The sequence below is a fragment of the Actinokineospora lacus genome (assembly GCF_053813445.1).
The window spans coordinates 45447-58760 of record NZ_JBQERA010000005.1; the positions used below are offsets into that span (position 1 = coordinate 45447).

General features: G+C 72.6%; 11 protein-coding genes. 7 read left to right on the plus strand and 4 right to left on the minus strand.

The features are described from left to right. Positions 1 to 55 precede the first annotated feature (55 nt). Positions 56 to 700 carry a hypothetical protein gene (locus tag ACTG9Q_RS13765; protein ID WP_455573134.1) on the minus strand — a complete coding sequence of 215 codons (645 nt, stop codon included), beginning with the start codon at positions 698 to 700 and terminating at the stop codon, positions 56 to 58. A 781-nt stretch (positions 701 to 1481) separates the two neighbouring features. Here ACTG9Q_RS13765 and ACTG9Q_RS13770 point away from each other — a divergent pair. Continuing rightward, positions 1482 to 2888, plus strand: a complete 1407-nt coding sequence (locus ACTG9Q_RS13770; protein ID WP_455573135.1) for a cellulase family glycosylhydrolase — start codon at positions 1482 to 1484, stop codon at positions 2886 to 2888. 69 nt (positions 2889 to 2957) lie between these two features. On the opposite strand, the gene ACTG9Q_RS13775 is transcribed toward ACTG9Q_RS13770, so the two are convergent. Continuing rightward, positions 2958 to 3425, minus strand: coding sequence for a hypothetical protein (locus tag ACTG9Q_RS13775; protein WP_455573136.1), 468 nt, complete (start codon positions 3423 to 3425; stop codon positions 2958 to 2960). Positions 3426 to 3653: 228 nt separating this feature from the next. Here ACTG9Q_RS13775 and ACTG9Q_RS13780 point away from each other — a divergent pair, with 228 nt between their 5' ends. From ACTG9Q_RS13780 to ACTG9Q_RS13800, 5 genes are all read left to right on the plus strand, one after another. Further along, the gene (locus tag ACTG9Q_RS13780) at positions 3654 to 5954 is read left to right on the plus strand and encodes a WD40/YVTN/BNR-like repeat-containing protein (protein WP_455573137.1); all 2301 of its coding nucleotides are present in this window, start codon (positions 3654 to 3656) and stop codon (positions 5952 to 5954) included. 73 nt (positions 5955 to 6027) lie between these two features. Then, the gene (locus tag ACTG9Q_RS13785; RefSeq protein ID WP_455573138.1) at positions 6028 to 6804 is read left to right on the plus strand and encodes a carbohydrate ABC transporter permease; all 777 of its coding nucleotides are present in this window, start codon (positions 6028 to 6030) and stop codon (positions 6802 to 6804) included. Then, positions 6801 to 8066 carry an ABC transporter substrate-binding protein gene (locus ACTG9Q_RS13790; protein ID WP_455573139.1) on the plus strand — a complete coding sequence of 422 codons (1266 nt, stop codon included), beginning with the start codon at positions 6801 to 6803 and terminating at the stop codon, positions 8064 to 8066. Before ACTG9Q_RS13785 ends, ACTG9Q_RS13790 begins: the two co-directional genes overlap by 4 nt. Next, positions 8063 to 9067 (plus strand): ABC transporter ATP-binding protein, encoded by a 1005-nt coding sequence (locus tag ACTG9Q_RS13795; protein ID WP_455573140.1) that lies wholly within the window; start codon positions 8063 to 8065, stop codon positions 9065 to 9067. Before ACTG9Q_RS13790 ends, ACTG9Q_RS13795 begins: the two co-directional genes overlap by 4 nt. After that, positions 9064 to 9939: a carbohydrate ABC transporter permease gene (locus ACTG9Q_RS13800; protein WP_455573141.1), complete on the plus strand. Its 876-nt coding sequence runs from the start codon at positions 9064 to 9066 to the stop codon at positions 9937 to 9939. The genes ACTG9Q_RS13795 and ACTG9Q_RS13800 overlap by 4 nt, the downstream gene beginning before the upstream one ends. Positions 9940 to 9985: 46 nt before the next feature. Here ACTG9Q_RS13800 and ACTG9Q_RS13805 read toward each other — a convergent pair whose 3' ends face one another. Beyond that, positions 9986 to 11425, minus strand: a complete 1440-nt coding sequence (locus ACTG9Q_RS13805; protein WP_455573142.1) for a ricin-type beta-trefoil lectin domain protein — start codon at positions 11423 to 11425, stop codon at positions 9986 to 9988. 184 nt (positions 11426 to 11609) lie between these two features. Between ACTG9Q_RS13805 and ACTG9Q_RS13810 the strand changes: the two genes are divergently transcribed. Then, complete coding sequence (locus tag ACTG9Q_RS13810; RefSeq protein WP_455573143.1) at positions 11610 to 12506, plus strand: AraC family transcriptional regulator; 897 nt, start codon at positions 11610 to 11612, stop codon at positions 12504 to 12506. Here the strand turns inward: ACTG9Q_RS13810 and ACTG9Q_RS13815 are convergent. Next, entirely contained in the window at positions 12390 to 13262 is an 873-nt protein-coding gene (locus ACTG9Q_RS13815; RefSeq protein ID WP_455573144.1) for an NAD(P)-dependent oxidoreductase, read from the minus strand. The two genes, ACTG9Q_RS13810 and ACTG9Q_RS13815, sit on opposite strands and share 117 nt — an antisense overlap. Positions 13263 to 13314 lie beyond the last annotated feature (52 nt).

The window sequence follows — 13314 nt, forward strand, 5'->3', positions numbered from 1 at the left end:
CGTGGTCGGGGCCCGCGGACTTGTGCCCAGCAGCTTCTGCCCTCGTCCTCGTGTCCTACGGTCGCCCGACGACGATGTCGGCCGGGGACCTCGGGTCGATCTCGTAGTGGGTGTCGTACTGGCTGCTGAAGCCGGTCACGCGGACGACCTGGCCCACGGCGAGGCCGGTGAGGTCGATGCCGGTCTGGGTGTTGACGAAGATCGTCAGTTCGCCGGAGCCGTCGTCGACGAAGAACTTGAACCCGTAGGGCAGGTCCGACTCCGGCGCCCTGGTGATGGTGGCGGTCACGCGCACCAGCAGTCCTTCGGTGGCCTCGCCGACGATGCCGGTCGTGAGCGGCTTCGGGTGGACCTTCGGTCCCTTGCCGCGCACGTGCAGTGCGGTCGGGTCGGTGGGCACGAGGATGCGCAGCCCGGAGCTGTCGCGCAGCGTGCCGGTCACCCGCACCCGATCTCGGGGCGTGACCCCCGGGTCGACCGCGACGCTGACGTAGATCCCGGCACCGCGGTCCTGGATGGCGAAGCCCTCGTCGAAGAAGCTGGACTCGAACACACCCGACGGGGTCGTGGCCGTGCCCTCGACCGTGACCACCGTGTCCTGCGGCAAGGTCCGTGCCTGGGCGATGGACACCACGTGCCGCGACACGTCCGCCTGGGCGGGTGGCGCCACACCCGCGGAAGCGAGCGCCAAGAGCAACACCGTGACAGCACGATGCGGAGAAACCATGGTCGGACCCTTTCCGATAACCCGGCACCGCACGCGAAGGCGGCGCGCCCGGGTCCTGCCACCACGTGGTCCGGGCACTGCCGACCACCGGAACCCGCGCGGCAGTGTCATTCGAGCATTCCACAGGGGAAGGGCGAGTATCAGCCGCCAATCGGCGGGTGGTCGGCAGTGGGCGACCTCGACGGTCGAGTGCAGAACTGACTCCGAGTGCGACGGGTGCGTCGATTTCCGACATCGTCCCGGACCACCTCACAACAAGACGTGAAATGGTGGCCGCCGTGATGTAGACGCAGGTCAAGCGGTGGGTGAGTGCATCTGCCGCGTCAAGGGAGGGGTCATCACACCAGGCCGTCCACCTGTGAGATCGGCCACTATGACCCCCGCGTGCACATCGGTCAGGATATTCGCAATAGACGCTATGCCCATCCCTCGAATGACACGCTGGGTGTGGGCGACAGGCGGAAAGGTCGACCGTGTGGAGCCTTGACCGCACCCGAGCGGCCCAGGTTGTGCGACTCCGAACCCGCCGAATTCCGACCGGCTTCGATTTCGGTGTTTCGTAGTCCCAGCGCGTGAACCGCGACGGATACGGCGGCCTGCGGCGTGGCGAACAGGGGGATCTTCCTCAGCATGACCGCTACTCAGCGTTACCGGACTCGCTGGATGTGTACAGGCGCGCATCTCTCGGTGTACGGTCCGATCGACGATTTGGGAGCGCTCCCAAATCGAGGTCGAGACGATGAGGAGGGGCCCAGTGAAGCGCTCCACCGCCGCTCTAGCGGCATGTTCGGTGGTCGTCGGCGCTGCGGCGGTGGTCCTGCCGCACGCGGCGGCCGCGGCCCAGGGGTGCCGGGTCGACTACACGGTCACCAGCCAGTGGCAGGGTGCGTTCCAGGGGGGCGTGAAGCTCACCAACCTCGGGGAACCGGTCACCGGCTGGTCGCTGCGCTTCGACTTCCCCAACTCGGGGCAGCGGGTCCAGCAGGGCTGGAACGCGGCCTGGACGCAGTCCGGGGCGACGGCCACCGCCGCCAACGTCGACTGGAACCGGACGCTGGGCACCGGCGCGGTGGTCGACCTCGGGTTCGTCGCGTCGTGGTCGGGGAGCAACCCCGTGCCGACGTCGTTCACGCTCAACGGCGTGGTCTGCACCGGCTCCGTCCCGACCACGACGACGAACACGACGACCACCACCACGACCACCACGCCGCCGCCGCCCGGCCGCACCCCCGTGGACATCAACGGGCAGCTGCGGGTCTGCGGGGTGAACCTGTGCAACCAGTACAACCGGCCGATCCAGCTGCGCGGCATGAGCACGCACGGCCTCCAGTGGTTCGCCAAGTGCCACAACAACGCCTCGCTTGACGCCCTGGCGACGGACTGGAAGGCCGACCTGTTCCGCATCGCGATGTACGTGCAGGAAGGCGGCTACGAGACCAACCCGTCCGGCTTCACCAGCCAGGTCAACAACCTGGTCGACATGGCCGAGGCGCGCGGGCTCTACGCGGTGATCGACTTCCACACGCTGACGCCGGGCGACCCGAACCACAACCTCGCCCGCGCCAAGACCTTCTTCGCCTCGGTCGCCGCCCGCAACGCGAACAAGAAGAACGTCATCTACGAGATCGCCAACGAGCCCAACGGCGTGAGCTGGGCCGGGATCAAGAGCTACGCCGAGCAGGTCATCCCGGTGATCCGCGCCGCCGACCCCGACGCGGTCATCCTCGTCGGCACCCGCGCCTGGTCGTCACTGGGCGTCTCGGAGGGGTCGAACGAGACCGAGATCATCAACAACCCGGTCAACGCCACGAACATCATGTACACGTTCCACTTCTACGCCGCCTCCCACAAGGACAACTACCGCGCCACGGTGAGCCGCGCCGCCGGCAGGCTGCCGCTGTTCGTCAGTGAGTTCGGCACCGTGACCGCCACCGGCGGCGGCACCTACGACCGCGCCAGCACCGCGGCGTGGCTCGACCTGCTCGACCAGCTCAAGATCAGCTACGTCAACTGGACCTACTCCGACGCGGGCGAGAGCAGCGCCGCCTTCCGGCCGGGCACCTGCAACGGCAGCACCTACACCGGCACCGGCGTCCTCACCGAATCCGGCGCGTACATCAGGAGCCGGATCAGCACACCGGACAACTTCCCCACCAGCTAGCCGAAGCCGCGAACCCGGAGCCCCGTCCCGATGGACGGGGCTCCGGCACGTCCGTCACCCGTCTGATGATCACCGACCGGGTGACGCGCTACTTCCCGGGGGCGCGGACGTCGCCGGTGCGGCGTCGGGGTCGATCAGGACGAGGTCGATGTCCCACTGGCCCTCGCAGTCCGAGCGGCGGACGAGGGCCTGCCCCGCGGCGTAGGCGCCCGAGGTGAAGAAGACCTCCGCCTCGAAGCCCTCGTTGTCCATCCCGGCCGGACGGTAGCCCGCGGCGGTCACCGCGTCCTGGATCAGCACCGTGACCTCGTCGATGGGCTTGGCCGTGACCGCCGTGACCGTCAGGTGCCCCGCCGTGCTCACGACGTTGGTGATCGTGCCGACCTGGTCGAAGGACAGCCCGGCTGGCAGGAGCGCGGCCTCGGCCGCGGGCGCGGGGCTCGGCGCGGGGCAGGCGGCGGCGTCGCCGTCCGAGCAGGCCGAGCACGATGCCAGGACGACCAGCGCCGCGGCCACCAGCGGTCGGTGTCGGGGCATGGGGGCCACTGTAAGTAAGCCCTGGCAAATTCGCACGGGCCGCGAACGGGTGATTTGGACTACTCAGGGTGTTACGGTGCCCCCGCCGCGCGGGTGCGCCATCCCAGGCCGAACAACCAGGAGGGGCGATCGGCGCGGTGGGGTGGGCGCGAGCGGGCGCCCCCCGCTTGAACTCTGGAGGAATGCGTGGCGATGCGCAGAACAAGAACGCAAGTCTCGATCCTGGCCATGGCAGTCCTCCTGGGCGCCGGCGCCATCACCGTGGCCCAGTCCGAGGACGACCACAGCGCGGAGCCGCAGGCCACGGCCGACCCGTTGGGCGCAGAGGACTGGATGTACCTCCAGCGGGCCGACGCCGACGGCTCGATCCCGGAGGCCGCCGTCGCCGAGGCGGTCGCGCAGGCGAGCACCATGGGCGTGGCGAGCATGGGCTCGCCGAGCACCGACCAGGTGTGGACCGGCATCGGCCCCGGCAACATCGGCGGGCGCATCCGCGACATCGCGGCCGACCCCACCGCCAAGGACGTCGCCTACATCGCCACCGGCACGGGCGGCCTCTGGCGGACCGCCGACGCGGGCGCGACCTTCGCCCCGGCGTGGGACGACCAGATGCCCCAGTCGATGGGCGCCGTCGCGGTCGACTCCCGGGGCGTGGTGTGGGCGGGCACCGGCGAGCCCGACCACGGCGGCGGCTCGGCCTACTACGGCAAGGGCGTCTTCAAGTCGACCGACGACGGCGCGACCTGGGCCAGCATGGGCCTGGCCGCAGGCGACACGATCGGCCAGATCGTCATCGACCCGCGCGACGACGACCGGGTCTTCGTCGCCGTCATGGGCGCGCTGCACGACACCCAGCCGACCCGCGGGCTGTTCATGACCGAGGACGGCGGGTCCAGCTGGACCCGCGTCATCGTTCCCGACAGCGCCTCCACCGGCGTGATCGACGTCAGCGTCAACAAGAACAACCCCGACATCATGCTCGCCACGACCTGGGACAAGATCCGGGACGAGAAGTCGCGCATCTACGGCAAGAACTCCTTCGTCTACCGCTCCACCGACGCGGGCCGCACGTGGGCGAACGTCCACCAGGCGCCGCTGCCGCAGAGCGCCGACGTCGAGGGACAGCCCGTCACCGCGACCTACGTCGGGCGCATGGGCGTCGACTTCAGCGACAGCGACCCCAACCGCGCGTACCTCATCTCCAGCACGGCGGGCGGCAACTTCAACGGCTTCTTCACCAGCGCGGACGCGGGCGCGACCTGGACCGCCGTCGGGCCCACCAGCGGTGGCACCCTGCAGAGCATCAGCGGCGGGTTCGCCTGGTGGTTCGGCCGCGTCTACGTCGACCCGGTGGACCCCAAGCACGTCTTCGTCGCGGGCGTCAGCCTCGCCGAGAGCCGCGACGGCGGCCTCACCTGGACGACCTCGCAGACCCCGCACGCCGACCAGCACGGCCTCGAATGGGACCCCTTCACCCCGGGCAAGGTCTTCCTCGGCAACGACGGCGGCTTCTACTGGTCGACCGAGAACGGCGCCGCCCGCGGCCGCTGGGCCAAGACCCCGCACCTGCCGGTGACGCAGTTCTACTCGATGGACGTCTCCCACCAGGACGGCACGCGGCTCAACGCGGGCTCCCAGGACAACGGCTCGCTGAAGTCGTGGGCGGGTGACAACACCGTCAACGGCGACTGGTTCGGCTTCGTCGGCGGCGACGGGATGATGAACCGCATCGACCCGACGAACGACCGCAAGTACTACGGCTGCTCGCAGAACGGCGGCTGCCGCGGCTTCGTCGACGGCGCGGGCTTCACCATGACGATCCCCGGCGCGCGCAAGAACTGGGTCGCCCCGCTGGAGTTCAGCGCCGACCCGCGCGTCATGTTCGGCGCCAGCGAGTACGTCAGCCGGATCAACACCGACGCGGGCCAGCGCGTGTGGCAGCGGATCAGCCCGGACCTCACCGAGGGCACCGAGCCCCGCGCGCCCGGCTTCGGCACCGTCACCGCGCTCGGCACGACGGCGGCCGACCCCAACCTGGTCTACGCGGGCACCGACAGCGGCCTGATGTGGGTCAGCCGCAACGCGATGGCCGCACCCGATCAGGTGACGTGGCAGAAGCTGCAGAGCCCGGTCTTCCCCGGCCGCTGGGTCACCCGCATCACCGTCGACCCGCAGAACTCGAAGGTGGCGTGGGCCAGCTTCTCCGGCTGGCGCTCCGGCGACGGGTACCCGCACCTGGTCATGACCAGGGACGGCGGCAACACCTGGGCCGACATCGCGGGCAAGCGCATCCCGCAGGCGCCGGTCAACGACGTCATCCGGCACCCGGCCAAGAAGAACTGGCTGTTCATCGCCACCGACGTCGGCGTCTACCGCACGACGAACCTCGGCAAGACGTGGCTCAAGGTCGGCGCTAACCTCCCGCTCGTGCCGATCAACGACATCGACCTGCCCGCGGGCAGCGAGACGCTCTACGCCGCGACCTACGGCCGCAGCATCTGGACGACCTCGCTCGCCGACGCCTCCTGAGGCCAGCCGAGTCCTGACCCGGCGACGCGGCACCCGAGCGCCCCGACGGTCCACTCCATGGTGGACCGTCGGGGTGCTCGTGCTGTGCGTCGTGTTCCTCGCGCCGCTCGCGGTCATGGTGCTCGGCTCGCTGCAGCGCCCGCTCCAGCCACCCCCGGACGGACTGGACCTCTGGCCCGCCACCGCCGAGTGGTCGAACTACTCGGCGGTGGCGGGGTTCATGCCGCTGGCCCGGCTGTTGCTGAACTCCCTGCTGCTCGTCGCCGTGGCGGTCCCGGTCACCGTGGTGGTCACCTCCATGGCCGGGCTCGCCATCGTCACCGCGCGCGGCCGGTCGCGGCGCCTGCTCCTCGGCGTCTCGGTGCTCATGCTGCTCGTGCCCGCCGCCGCGCTCTGGGTGCCGCGGGTGGTGCTGCTGCGCGGCGTCGGCCTGGCCGACACGCCGCTCACGGTCGCCGTGCTCGCGCTCGCGGGCACGACGCCCTTCTACGTGCTGCTGTTCGCGCTCGCCTACTCGCGCATCCCGGCGTCGCTGCTCGAGGCGGCCACGCTGGAGGGCCTGAGCCCGTACGCGGTGTGGCGCCGGGTCGCGCTCCCGCTCGCCCGCCCGGCGGCGGTGGCCGTCGCGGCGCTGTCCGGTCTCTACTACTGGTCGACGTTCATGGACCCGTTGACCCTCGTGTCCTCGCCGCGCAACTGGCCGGTCGCCCTGGGGCTGCGCGGCCTGAGCGAGATGGAGGCCGCCCTGTACCCGATCTACCTCGCCGCCGCGGTGATCGTGACAGCGCCCGCGCTGATCGCGTTCGCCATCGGCCAACGGTCCTTCTTTTCCTCTGTGGAGCGCACATGAACACCCGGCTGCCGATGACCCTGCTGGCGCTCTCGGCGCTGTTCGCCGCGAGCGCCTGTTCCGGTGGGACGGACGCGGGCGAGGACACCGCCGCCGCGCCCGCGCGGATCACCGTCCAGGTCAAGGCCGAGCCGGAGGAGGCGGCGGTCTACCGCAGCCTCGTCACCGGGTACCGGGAGGCGGGCGGCGGCGAGGTCGAGCTCGTCACGGTGGGCCGCGAGGACCACCTCACCCGGCTCTCCACCGCCTTCGCGTCCGGGGACGCGCCGGACGTCTTCCTCATCAACTACCGCGAGTACGCCCCGTTCGCGCAGCGCGGCGCCGTGGAGCCGGTCGGGCCGCTGCTTGAGCGGCAGGGGGTGCCCATGGCCGACTACTACGAGCAGCCGCTGCGCGCGTTCACCTATGACGGCGCTCTGCAGTGCATGCCGCAGAACATCTCCTCCCTCGTCGTCTACTGGAACCGCGGGCTGTTCACCGCCGCCGGTGTCGACGCGCCGAAGGCGGGCTGGTCCTGGGACGAGTTCGTGGCGACCGCCCGCGCGCTGGCCTCGGGCGGGGTCAAGGGGGTCGGCATCGACCCGTCGGTGACCCGCGTGGCGCCGTTCATCTGGAGCAGCGGCGGCGCCATCGTCGACTCCGACGAGAACCCCACCCGCACCACCCTGCACGAGCCCGGCGCCCGCGCCGCGCTCCAGGCCGTCGTCGACCTCATCGGCACCGGCGCGACGCCGAGCCGGGACCAGCTCGCCGCGCAGGGGCTGGAGGAGCAGTTCATGACCGGCAAGGTGGCGATGTTCCTGAGTTCGCGGGTGGAGGTGCCCGCGCTCCGGGAGCAGCGCGGCCTCGACTTCGACGTCGCCGCCCTGCCCGTCCTGGGCAGGTCCGCGTCGGTGCTGCACTCCGACGCCTACTGCGTCGCGAGCAGCTCCGAGAACCAGGAGGCGGCGGCGAGGTTCATCGCCTACGCCGTGGGGCAGCAGGGCCAGACCATCACCGCCCTCGGCGGGCGCACCGTGCCGTCGCTGCGCTCGGTCGCGGCCTCGCCCGCGTTCCTGAGCCCGGCCCGCGCGCCCGCGTCGTCGCAGGTGTTCCTCGACGCCATCCCGCACCTGCGGCACACGCCGGTCACGCCGTCGTGGCCGGAGGTCGAGGACATCATCGGCACCCAGCTGCGGCGGGCCTTCGAGGACGGCGTCCCGCTCGACGACGCCCTCGCCGAGATCCGCGAGCAGGCCGACCCACTGCTTCAGCGCCGATGAGCCTGCGGGTCCTTGGCGCGCACAAGGTCTTCCGGGCCCACCGGGGCGCGCGCGTCGTGGCCCTCGACGGGGTCGACGTCGAGGTCGCGGACGGCGAACTGCTCGTCATCGTGGGGCCGTCGGGGTCGGGCAAGTCGACGCTCCTGCGCGCGGTCGCCGGGCTGGAGGCGCTCGACGCCGGGCGCGTCCTCATCGACGACCGCGACGTCACCGCCGTGCGGGCGGGCGGGCGCGACGTCGCGATGGTGTTCCAGGAGGCCGCGCTCTTCCCGCACCTGGGGGTGGCGGCGAACATCGGGATCGGGGAGCGGGCCAGGGGGGCGCGGCGCGGCGCGCTCGAGGCGCGCGTGCGCGAGGTGGCCCGCACCCTCGACGTCGAGCACCTCCTGCGGCGGATGCCCGGTGAGCTCAGCGGCGGGGAGCGGCAGCGGGTGGCGCTCGCGCGGGCCATGATCCGCTCGCCCAGGGTCTGCCTGCTCGATGAGCCGCTGGCCTCCGTCGACGCCGAGCTGCGGCTGCGGATGCGCGGGGAGATCCGGGCGGTGCAGCGCGCGCTGGGCGTGCCGATGGTGCACGTCACCCACGACCAGGTCGAGGCGATGGCGATGGGGGACCGGGTCGCGGTCATGGACGCGGGCCGGGTGCTGCAGTGCGGCACCCCCGCCGAGCTGTACGCGCGGCCCGCGACGACCGCGGTGGCGCGCGGCTTCGGCCCGCTGCCGATGAACCTGCTGCCCGCCGCCGGGGGCGTCGTCGTCGGGGTGCGCCCCGAGCGGGTGCTGGTGGGCCGGGCCGGTGACGGCGTCCGGGCGGCGTCGGTGGTCGCGGTCGAGCCCGCGGGGGAGGAGTGCCTCGTCCGGGTGCTGCCCGACGGCGCGGGGGCCGAGCTGCTCGCCCGGCTGCCCGCCGCCGACGCCCCGCGCGTCGGGGACCGGGTGTCGGTGTCGTGGCGGCCCGAGGACGAGCACCCCTTCGACGCCGCGACGGGCGGACGTCGATGAGGGGTGGACGCCGGTTGCCGCTGGCGCTGCCCTACCTCCTGGGGTCGGCGCTGCTCGTCCTCGTCCCGCTCGCCCTGGCCGCGGCCCTCGCGTTCACCGACTACTTCGGGTTCCGGGCGCCGGAGTTCACCGGCGGTGACAACCTCGCCCGCCTGGCGGGTGACGACACCTTCTGGGGCGCCGTGGGCGTCAGCGCGCTCGTCGCCGCGGTCGTCGTGCCGCTGCGGCTGCTGCTCGCGGTCGGCGCGGCGCTGCTGCTGGCCCGGCGGCGCGGGGCGCGGACGGCGATCGGCCGGGCGGCGACGTACCTGCCCTCGGTCATCCCGGACGCGGCGTGGGCGCTGCTGTGGCTGTGGGTGCTCAACCCGCTCTACGGCCCGCTGCCCGCGCTGCTCGGGGCGTTCGGCGTGCCGGACCCCGGCTTCCTCACCACGCCGTGGGGCGCGCGGCTCGGCCTGGTGCTCGTCATGGCGTTCCAGGTGGGGGAGGCGTTCATCGTCGCCCTCGCCGCGCGCACCGCGATCCCGGCGCGGCTGCACGAGGCGATCGAGGTCGAGGGCGGGTCCGCCTGGTTCGCGATGACCAGGGTGACGCTGCCGCTCATGGCGCCCATCGTGCTCGTCCTGGCTGTGCGCGACGTCGTGGTCGTCGTGCAGAACGCGTTCGTGCCCGCCCTGCTCGTGACCGGCGGCGGCCCGGCGAACGCGACCCTCACCGCGCCCCTGCTGATCTACCGCCGGGCCTTCGAGTACGGCGAACTCGGCTACGCGAGCACGCTGTCGGTGACCCTGCTCGTGCTCACCGGCGTCGCCGCGGCACTGCCGCTGTGGCTGGCCGCCCGGCTCGCCGCCCGCCAGCGCACCCGCGCCTGAGGCGGTGGGCAGGCCGCGAGCACCTCGCGGCCTGCCCGGTGGTGGCTCAGCCGCGCCGCCACTTCTGGTTGGCGCCGCCCAGGCACTCCCACTGCTGCAGCGGGGTGCCGGTGCCGCCCCAGGAGGTGACGTCGACGCACTTGTTGGCCTGCGGGTTCACCAGGTCGCCCGCGCCGCTGAGGACGAACTGCTGGGCGGGGTTGCCCGAGCAGCGGGCCAGCTGGATGGCCGCGCCGTTGTCCCGGGAGCCCCACGCCACGTCCATGCACAGCCCGAACGCGCGGATGGTGCCGTCGCCGGGGAAGGTCCAGTTCTGGGCGTTGGTGCCGTTGCAGTCCCACAGCTGCAGGCGCTGGCCCTCGACGCCGTTGCTGTTGGGCACGTCGATGCACTTGTCCTGCCAGCCGATGATCCGGCTCGTGCCGCCACCACCGACCGTGGTCAGCTGCAGCCCGTAGACGCTGAGGATCTCGTTGAGCGGCTGGAAGAGCGTGGTGCCGCCGGTGGAGCAGTTGCCCGACCCGCCGGAGGTCACGCCCTGGGCCTGGGTGCCCGCCAGCCACGCGCCGCCGGAGTCCCCGCCCTCGGCGCAGGCCGTGGTGGAGGTCAGGCCGTGGACGAGCCGCCCGGAGTAGTTCACGGTGACGTTCTTGGCCTGGACGGTGCCGCAGCGCCAGCCGGTGGTGCGCCCGGAGCGGCACACCGACGCGCCGATCCCCGCCTCCTGCGAGCCCGCGACGGAGGCGCTGCCGCCGGAGTAGTTGTTCACGTACGGCGTCGGCGTCCAGTTGCCGTTGGTGCGCACCCAGCCGTAGTCGTTCTCCGGGAAGGACGAGCCCGCGAACGTGCCCTGGGCGACGTTGTTGTAGCCGAGGGTGGGGCTGCCGGTCCCGCCGCAGTGCCCGGCGGTGACGAACCCGCCGTTGTTGACGGAGAACCCGACCGAGCAGAGCGTGTTGCCGTTGATCACGTACTGGTCGCCGCCGCGGATGTTGTACAGCGGGCGCGGCGCCTGCCCGGCGACCGCCCGCGCGCTGACCCCGGCCCGCGTGGCGAACGCCGACGCGGCCGCGGCGGTGCGGCCCTCGACGACCACCGAGTTGGCGATCGGGTCGACGTACCAGGAGTAGACCCCGGCGTCGGGGGAGAGGCGGTCCATCCGCGCCTTGTCCGCGGTCAGGGCCTGTTCGGCGCGGGCCACCACGACCGGGTCGGCGCCCGCGGCCCGGACCACCGCGGCGTCGGCCTGGTCGAGCACCCCGACCTTGAGCCCGCCGTCATACCAGGCGCCGCCGAAGCGCGCGCCCAGCCGCAGCCGCAGCGCGCCCGCCACGGGCACCGACGCGGTCTCGTCGGCCTGCCGCACGGCGGCCTCCGCGGGATTCCAGCCCAGGTCCCGCGCGAGCGCGGCGTGCAGCTGGTCGGGCGCGGGCGCGGCCTGCGCGGTCACCGGGACAGTAACCAGCGCGGCGGCCGCCAGGGCCACGCAGCATTGAGTTGTCAGCCTTCTCACTACAGCTCCTTACGCAGGGAGGAGAGGTGTGAGAGCTCTCGGTCGGAGCCTCCCATTTGGTCTGGACCACGTCAAGAGAGCGGTCTCATGCGATCCCGGAGATTCCTCAGCCGCGGTGCGGGCAGACTCGCGGGCAGTCGACGGGTGAGGACACGTGATGCGGACGGGCTGCACGCTGCTGTTCGGGGGCGGCGCGCCCGGGATCGAGCGGCTCGCCGCGTCGCTGCGGGGGACGTCGTTCGCCCCGCACCGGCACGACACCTACGCCGTCGGGCTGACCCTGTCCGGCGTGCAGACCTTCCGGTACCGGGGCGAGGCGCGGCACTGCCTGCCGGGGCAGTGGCACGTCCTGCACCCGGACGAGGTGCACGACGGCGCGGCCGGGACCGACGACGGGTTCGGGTACCGCATCTTCTACCTCGACCCGGCGCTGGTCCACGCCGCGCTCGGCGGCGCGCCCCTGCCGTTCGTCGCCGACCCGGTCATCGCGGGCGAGCGGGCCGACCCGCTGCTGACCGCGTACCTGACCGACCTCGGGTCCGACCTCGACGAGGTGGCGGCGGTGGAGGTGACGGCCGCGATCGCGGACTTCCTGCGCGCGCACGCCGAACCCCGCCAGGGGCGCCAGGCGCTCGACCTCGCCGCGATGCGCCGCGTCCGGGCGCTGCTGGCCGACGACCCGAGCACCCCGCACGGCGTCGCCGAGCTGGAGCGGGTCGCGGGCTGGGACCGCTGGTCGGTGGCGCGCCAGTTCCGGGCGGCGTTCGGGACCAGCCCCACGCGGTTCCGGACGACCCGCAGGCTCGCCACCGCCCAGCGGCTGATGCGGGCGGGACTCCCGCTCGGCGAGGTGGCCGCGACCGCCGGGTTCGCCGACCAGAGCCACCTGACCCGGATGTTCAAGGGCGCCCACGGCCTGACCCCGGCCGCGTGGCTCTCAGCCCAGGGCGGTGCGGTGCCGGATGGCCGTGACGACCGCGGCCATGTCCTCGCCGCCGTGCCCGAGCCCGACCGCCTCGCCGAACAGCGCGTGGCAGACGTCGAGCAGCGGTGAGGCGACGCCGCGGGCGCGGGCCGCCTCGGCGATGAGGCGGTTGTTCTTCAGCACGTCCGCGCACGCCGCCTGCACGGCGAAGTCCCCGGCCACCAGCTTGTCCGCCTTGGTCCGCGACACCGGCGACGCCATCGGCCCGACGTCGAGGATGTCGGCCATCCTCGCCAGGTCCAGGCCGTGCCCCTCGGCGAAGTGGAAGGCCTCGGCCAGGCCGGTCACCATCGTGATCAGGTACAGGTTGACCGCGAACTTCATCAGCAGCGCCCCCGGCACCGGCCCGCAGTCGACCACCCGCGCGCACATCGGCGCGAGCAGCGGCCCGACCCGCTCGGCGTCGCGGCCGGAGACCATCGCCACCAGCGACCCGTTCTCCGCGGGCCCGCGCGACCCGGACACCGGGGCCTCGACGTAGCCGCCGCCCGCCGCCGCGATGTCGGTCTCCAGCGCCCGCGAGTACTCCGCGGACAACGTCCCCATCTGCACGACCGTGCGCCCGTGGACCCGCGGGGCGAAGGCCGGCCCGCCGCGCCCGAGGACGGCGTCGGTGGCGCCCTCGTCGGCCAGCATCAGCATGACGACACCGGCTTTGCCGAACACCTCGTCGATGCTCGCGGCCTGCTCCGCCCCCGCGGCGACCACCGGCGCGCACTTGGCGGCCGTCCGGTTCCACACCACCAGCGGCGTTCCCGCCCGGGCCAGGTTGACCGCCATCGGTGTCCCCATCACGCCCAGCCCGATGAATCCGACCACGCTCACGCGTTCCTCCTCCAAGTCTGTGCCCGCGTTCTACCGCAGCGGGCACCCCCGG

Excerpts from the sequence above, each read along its gene's own strand:
- ACTG9Q_RS13810 (WP_455573143.1), top strand. The coding sequence starts at position 11,610 with ATGCGGACGGGCTGCACGCTGCTGTTCGGGGGCGGCGCGCCCGGGATC.
- ACTG9Q_RS13775 (WP_455573136.1), bottom strand. The coding sequence starts at position 3,425 with ATGCCCCGACACCGACCGCTGGTGGCCGCGGCGCTGGTCGTCCTGGCA.
- ACTG9Q_RS13790 (WP_455573139.1), top strand. The coding sequence starts at position 6,801 with ATGAACACCCGGCTGCCGATGACCCTGCTGGCGCTCTCGGCGCTGTTC.
- ACTG9Q_RS13780 (WP_455573137.1), top strand. The coding sequence starts at position 3,654 with ATGGCAGTCCTCCTGGGCGCCGGCGCCATCACCGTGGCCCAGTCCGAG.
- ACTG9Q_RS13800 (WP_455573141.1), top strand. The coding sequence starts at position 9,064 with ATGAGGGGTGGACGCCGGTTGCCGCTGGCGCTGCCCTACCTCCTGGGG.
- ACTG9Q_RS13795 (WP_455573140.1), top strand. The coding sequence starts at position 8,063 with ATGAGCCTGCGGGTCCTTGGCGCGCACAAGGTCTTCCGGGCCCACCGG.